Below are 5,974 nucleotides of genomic sequence, written 5' to 3'. Positions count from 1 at the left end.
GTTCAGCGGCTTTCTTTTGCCTACTTTTCTTTGCCGCGGCAAAGAAAAGTAGGTGCTGCCCCGCACAGGGGCGACGCGTGAAGCACCACTAACAAAAAGCGGATGCCAGCAAATAAACAAGCATCCCACATCAACATCGCAAACCACAAACAACGCCTAATCTATAGGCCTTCCAGCCGTCTCGCGAACAAACGGCAACGCCATAAGCGAAACCACACCACACCCAATCAGATACCACGCAGGCGCCAACGTACTCCCAGAAAGCTGAATCAACCACGTAGCAAAAAACTGCGCAAACCCACCAAAAATAGACACCCCGAGACAATAAACAATCGACATCCCGGTAGCGCGAATCTCGCGCGGAAACATCTCCGGCAGCATGACGATATTAGGCACTGCCGTAAAAGCAACCAGCACACCAAGCACGGCAACGACCGAAAGCAGAACCGGCACAGTCGGCACGGCATTGATCACCATAAAAGCGGGATACACAGCCGCAATCAGCAGCACCCGCGAAATCCACAGCACCCGCTTGCGTCCATAGCGATCCGACAACGAACCCGCAAACGGCGAACAGATCACCGTGACAAAAGCCGCCGTCCAGGAAGCCCACAGCGCCAGCGACATCGGCAAATGCAGGATCTTGATCGCGTAAGTCGAAAGATAAAACAGCACGATGTAGTTCGCCGCCGTGCCGCCGATCGTCGTCACGACACCCGTCGCAATTGCGCCCAGATGCGTGCCGAAGATCTCACGCACAGGCCTTGCAACCGCTGCAGCTTCAAGAACAGGCGCATCAGCGAAAGAAGAAGAAGAAGAAGAAGAAGAAGCCAAAGGCAACGGCAAGGTCTCATCCAGATGCCGCCGGATATACACACCAATCGGCCCCATCGCCATGCCGATCACAAACGGCACACGCCATCCCCAGCTTTCGAGCGCGTGCGTCGACAGCATCGCGGCCAATGCGACACCGAGCAGCGATCCCACCACCGTGTTCAAGCCCTGGCTCACGAACTGCCAGCTGCCGTAAAAGCCGCGCGTGCGGTCGCTGCCATACTCCATCAGCAGCGACGTCGAGGCACCGATCTCGCCACCCAGCGCAAAGCCCTGGATCAGGCGCGCGAGAATCACCAGCGCAGGCGCGGCAAGACCGATCGACGCATACGTCGGCGCGAATGCAATGATCGCGGAACCCAGCGTCATCAGCCATAACGTCAGGCTCATCGCCGCCTTGCGCCCTGCTCGGTCCGCGTATGCGCCCAGCACCACACCGCCCACCGGCCGCATGATGAAGCCGACACCGAACGTGCCGACGGCCAGCATCAACTGCGCAAGCTGCCCTTCGACAGGAAAGTACAGCTTGCCGATGATGGTCGCGAAGAAGCTGTAAATCGTGAAGTCGAAAAACTCGAGGCCGTTGCCGAGCGTGATGGCAGCGATGGCCTTGGCGTGACTCACGCGCTGCGGCTGCGCATCAGTCATCGAGGTGTTGTCGCCGGGCGTGGAAGCCGATGCGGCTGTCGTCGTCATGTCCGTCTCCCGAACGCGTCAGGCAAGAAAAGACTGCGTGAGGCGCACCCAGTAGGCGGCACCCGTCGCAAGGCAATCGTCGTTGAAGTCGTAGCCGGGGTTGTGCACCATGCAGCCGCCCTCGCCGTCTCCGTTGCCGATGATCAGATACGCACCCGCGCACCGTTCGAGCATGAACGCAAAATCTTCGCTGCCCGTCAGCGGCTGCATGTTCTCGATCAGCCCTTCTGCGCCGACCCAGTCGCGCGCGACCTGGGTGGCGAGTGCCGTCATCTCCACGTCGTTGACGAGCACGGGATAGCGACGCTGATAGTCGACCTCGGCACGCGCTCCGTAGACCGACGCCTGGCCATGCACGACTTCCAGAATGCGCGTCTCCAGATAATTGCGCACTTCCGGCTTCAGCGCGCGCACCGACAAACGCATCTCCGCCGTTTCGGGAATCACGTTGGGCGCTTCGCCCGCGTGAATCGCGCCGACCGTGATGATCGCCATATCGAGCGGCGCGACGTTGCGCGACACGATGGTCTGCAACGCGAGCACGATCTGCGCACACACGACGACGGGATCGACGGCCTTGTGTGGCACTGCGCCGTGGCCGCCGCGCCCCGTCACCTTGATGATGACGGTATCCGACGACGCCATGAACGAACCCGGCAGAAAGCCGAATTTCCCCGTCGGATAGCCGGGCATGTTGTGCATCGCGAACACGGCATCGCACGGAAAGCGCTCGAACAGGCCGTCTTCGATCATCTTCTTCGCGCCCGCCAGGCCCTCTTCCGCCGGCTGGAAAATCAGGTTCAGCGTGCCGTCGAACGAACGTTCCTGCGCGAGATGCTTCGCTGCCGCGAGCAGCATCGCCGTATGGCCGTCATGACCGCACGCGTGCATCTTGCCCGGCAGCGTGCGCGCGTACGGCAGGCCCGTCTGTTCGTGGAGCGGCTACGCGTCCATGGCGGCGCGCAGGCGCAGCTTGCGCGTGCCGCTGCCCACTTTCAGTTGCCCGACGACGCCCGTCTGGCCCAGCCCGCGCGTCACCGTGTAGCCCCATTCAGTGAGTTTGCCGGCGACCAGATCGCCCGTGACGTGCTCCTCGTACGCAAGCTCCGGGTGCGCATGAATGCGGCGGCGCAAGGCAATCATTTCTTCTTCGAGATCGGCGATGCCGGCGGGGATGACCATGGTGTTCACGCTGCTGTCTCCATCGAATGTCTGTGAACCCAGCATAGCCAACCGTTTTTTTGACGGGCAGGCGTGAAACGGTTACGGTGACAACCTATGGTTGCCACCTTGGGTGCCATGTCGATGCCACCCTTCATCCGTCTGACATGAAACTGCATCAACTCAGCACGCTCGCCGCGATTGCGGAAACGGGCAGCATCCGCGCCGCGGCGCGTCAGTTGGGACTCTCGCCCGCCGCCGTCACGAAGTCGGTGCGCGAACTGGAAGCGGATCTGCGCGCGCCGCTGGTGATCCGCGGCACGTCAGGCGTTGCCTTCACCGAATACGGGCGCGCGCTCGTGGTCCATGCGCGGCTCGTGCTCGGTCAGCTTGCCCGCGCCGAGGCCGAACTCGAAGCGATGCGCGGTGCGGCAGCGGGAACGCTGTCGGTGGGTGTGACGCCGTGGCTCGCGCTCACGTTTCTGCCGGAGACGGTCAACCGCTTCAAGCAAAAAATGCCTGAGGTGCAACTGGAATTCTTCGAAGGTTTATTGGCCGTCGTGCAGCCGCGTCTGCGCGATGGCAGTCTGGACTTTTCGATTGGCAGGCCGCCGCCTGCGTCGCCGCAATCGGAATTTCATAATGTGCCGCTGTTCTCGACGCATTCTGCTGTCGTCGCGCGGCGCGGACATCCGCTTGCCGAATGCCGCACGCTGCATGAGTTGCAGGAAGCTGAGTGGGTGTTGAACTGGGATCCGGCGAGCCGCGAATCGATGGCCGACAATCTGTTCCGCAAGCGCGGCATGCGAGTGCCGCACACGATCCATCTCGCGCATTCGTTCGCGATCGTGTTCGGCCTGCTTCAGCAGACAGATTTCCTCAGTATCTTTCCGTGGCCGCTCGTCGAGGTGAGCATCGCGAAGGACAATCTGCGCGCGCTGCCCTTACGCGAAGTAGTGGATGAAACGATAGTCAGCATCACATCGCGGCGCGGCGTGCCCGTGAGTCCTGCGGGTGCGTGCTTTATCGACTGCTTGCGGGACGTGATCGATGAAGGCGCGCGGTCGCAGGATGCCGACCGCCGCCGTCTGTTTCATTCGATCGAACTGCTTTTTTAAGGCTTTTTCTCGACTCAGTTGCCGTACCCGACGACACCCTTGATCTCCAGGAAGTCTTCGAGTCCGAACTCGCCGTACTCGCGTCCGTTACCCGACTGGCGATAACCGCCGAACGGTGCTTCGGGCGAGTACTCCGCGTAGTTCAGGTAGATCGTGCCCGTGCGCAACCGCTTTGCACCGGCGCGCGCGCGTTCGAGCGAGGCCGACTGCACGTAGCCCGCGAGACCGTAGATGCTGTCGTTGGCCATCGCGACAGCTTCGTCTTCCGAGTCGTAGCCAAGAATCGACAGCACCGGGCCGAAGATTTCTTCGCGCGCGACGGTCATGTCGTGCTTCACGTGACCGAACACGGTCGGGCGCACGTAGTAGCCTTCACCCAGACCTTCTGGCTTGCCCGGTCCGCCTGCCGCGAGCACGGCGCCTTCGCGCACGCCTGCTTCAATCATCGACTGGATCTTGTCGTACTGCTGCTGGCTGATGACGGGACCGAGATTCGTCGAGTCAGCACTGGCCGGACCGACGACGAGTGCATCGGCCACTTCTTTTGCGTAGCCCAACGCTTCGTCCATGCGCGCACGCGGCACGAACATGCGCGTGGGCGCGTCGCATGATTGACCGCTGTTATCGAAGCATGCGCGTGCACCGCGCGTAACGGCGTCGCGCAGATCGGCGTCTTCGAGAATCAGGTTGGCTGACTTGCCGCCCAGTTCCTGATGCACGCGCTTGACGGTATCCGCCGATGCCTTCGCGACCTGCACGCCCGCACGCGTGGAACCTGTGAACGACATCATGTCGATGTCCTTGTGGCGCGACATCGCTTCGCCGACCACCTGCCCTTCGCCGTTGACGAGATTGAACACGCCTGCCGGTACGCCTGCTTCATGCAGGATTTCGGCGTAGAGCATCGCACTCATCGGCGCGAGTTCCGACGGCTTGAGCACCATCGTGCAACCGGCCGCGAGCGCGGGCGCGACCTTGGTGGTGATCTGCAAGGCAGGCCAGTTCCACGGCGTAATGAGGCCGCACACGCCGACTGCTTCCTTGCGGATCAGCATGCTGCCTTTCATGTGTTCGAAGTCGAAGTTCTGCAGCGTGCGGATCATCGTTTCGAGGTGGGCGGTGCCCGTCCATGCCTGGGCGTCGTTGGCGAACTGCCTGGGCGCGCCCATTTCGCGGCTGATCGCTTCGACCATATCGTCGTAGCGCTTGTTGTAGACCTCGAGGATGGACTGCAGCAGATCGATGCGCTGTTTGACGGTGGTTTCCGAATAAGTGGCGAATGCGGCCTTCGCGGCCGCGACGGCGCGGTCCACGTCGGCGGCTGTGCCGAGCGAGATCTGCGCGAAGGGTTGCGCGGTGGACGGATCGATGACGTCGAGTGTTTTCGGTGCGACCGGGTCGACCCATTTGCCGTCGATATAGAACTGTGTGGCGTTTTGCATGATGTTTCCTCAAATTGGCTTAGGCCGATTCCAGCCGATGCGTTACATCGACTGCCCTCAAACTACATGTCTTCAAATCGAAATTCATTGCTGGGCGGGTTTGGCTCAGACTCGCGGTTCCCATTCAACCCGCTTTGACACGCTTCACTGCGATTTCATTCTGGAGACTACGAAATGAGCAACATTACCTTTACCCGCATCGATGCCAAGGGTCCTGGTGCGACTGGCTTGCAGCCGGCACTGCATGATCCTGCTGATGTGATTCTCGATGGTGCTAAAGCGCCGCACGCGTTGACTGCTTTTTCCGATGCTGAGAATGTGCTGTCCGCCGGTGTGTGGCAATGTGATGCCGGTACGCTGAAGCTTGCTGATCTGCCCATTCATGAAGTGTGTGTGCTGATTGAAGGTGAAGTCACCATTACTAGCGATGATGGGCGTAGCGAGTCTTATAAGGCTGGTGATGCGTTCATTTTGCATAAGGGGTTTTCGGGTACCTGGCATATGCCTGTTGCTACGAAGAAGTACAGCATCGTTTATTGCGGTTGAGGGTTGGTTTTTTTTTGCGGGGCCGCGCTGGTTGTTTTATGCGTGGCCTTTTTTGCGTTTTGCTTCTTGCTATTTGCTGGCATCCGCGATTTGTCTTGCCTGCTTCATGCGTTGCCCCTGTGCGGGGCGGCACCTACTTTTCTTTGCCGCGGCAAAGAAAAGTAGGCAAAAGAAAGC

Annotated in this window: 4 protein-coding genes and 1 pseudogene; 2 read left to right on the top strand and 3 right to left on the bottom strand. The window is 60.5% G+C overall.

The genetic code is table 11. The features are described 5' to 3' along the window. Positions 1-156 precede the first annotated feature (156 nt). Both DK391_RS43660 and DK391_RS43655 read right to left on the bottom strand, forming a co-directional pair. Entirely contained in the window at positions 157-1,530 is a 1,374-nt protein-coding gene (locus DK391_RS43660) for an MFS transporter (protein ID WP_109484215.1), read from the bottom strand. 18 nt (positions 1,531-1,548) lie between these two features. Beyond that, a pseudogene (locus tag DK391_RS43655) lies at positions 1,549-2,721 on the bottom strand (M20 aminoacylase family protein). Between the two features lie 137 nt (positions 2,722-2,858). Here DK391_RS43655 and DK391_RS43650 point away from each other — a divergent pair. Then, on the top strand, positions 2,859-3,809 hold the full coding sequence (locus DK391_RS43650; RefSeq protein WP_109484214.1) for a LysR substrate-binding domain-containing protein: 951 nt from the start codon (positions 2,859-2,861) through the stop codon (positions 3,807-3,809). A gap of 14 nt (positions 3,810-3,823) precedes the next feature. Here DK391_RS43650 and DK391_RS43645 read toward each other — a convergent pair whose 3' ends face one another. After that, positions 3,824-5,251, bottom strand: coding sequence for an aldehyde dehydrogenase family protein (locus DK391_RS43645; protein ID WP_109484213.1), 1,428 nt, complete (start codon positions 5,249-5,251; stop codon positions 3,824-3,826). A gap of 174 nt (positions 5,252-5,425) precedes the next feature. Between DK391_RS43645 and DK391_RS43640 the strand changes: the two genes are divergently transcribed. Beyond that, positions 5,426-5,797, top strand: a complete 372-nt coding sequence (locus tag DK391_RS43640) for a cupin domain-containing protein (protein ID WP_109484212.1) — start codon at positions 5,426-5,428, stop codon at positions 5,795-5,797. The last annotated feature ends 177 nt before the right edge of the window (positions 5,798-5,974 follow it).

The sequence above is a fragment of the Paraburkholderia sp. C35 genome (assembly GCF_003121405.1).
Classification (GTDB): Bacteria; Pseudomonadota; Gammaproteobacteria; order Burkholderiales; family Burkholderiaceae; genus Paraburkholderia.
This window is presented reverse-complemented; position numbering and strand designations above follow the sequence as displayed.

What these genes read in the sequence shown, in the direction of transcription:
- DK391_RS43650 (WP_109484214.1), top strand. Translation starts at nt 2,859, where the DNA reads ATGAAACTGCATCAACTCAGCACGCTCGCCGCGATTGCGGAAACGGGC.
- DK391_RS43660 (WP_109484215.1), bottom strand. Translation starts at nt 1,530, where the DNA reads ATGACGACGACAGCCGCATCGGCTTCCACGCCCGGCGACAACACCTCG.
- DK391_RS43640 (WP_109484212.1), top strand. Translation starts at nt 5,426, where the DNA reads ATGAGCAACATTACCTTTACCCGCATCGATGCCAAGGGTCCTGGTGCG.
- DK391_RS43645 (WP_109484213.1), bottom strand. Translation starts at nt 5,251, where the DNA reads ATGCAAAACGCCACACAGTTCTATATCGACGGCAAATGGGTCGACCCG.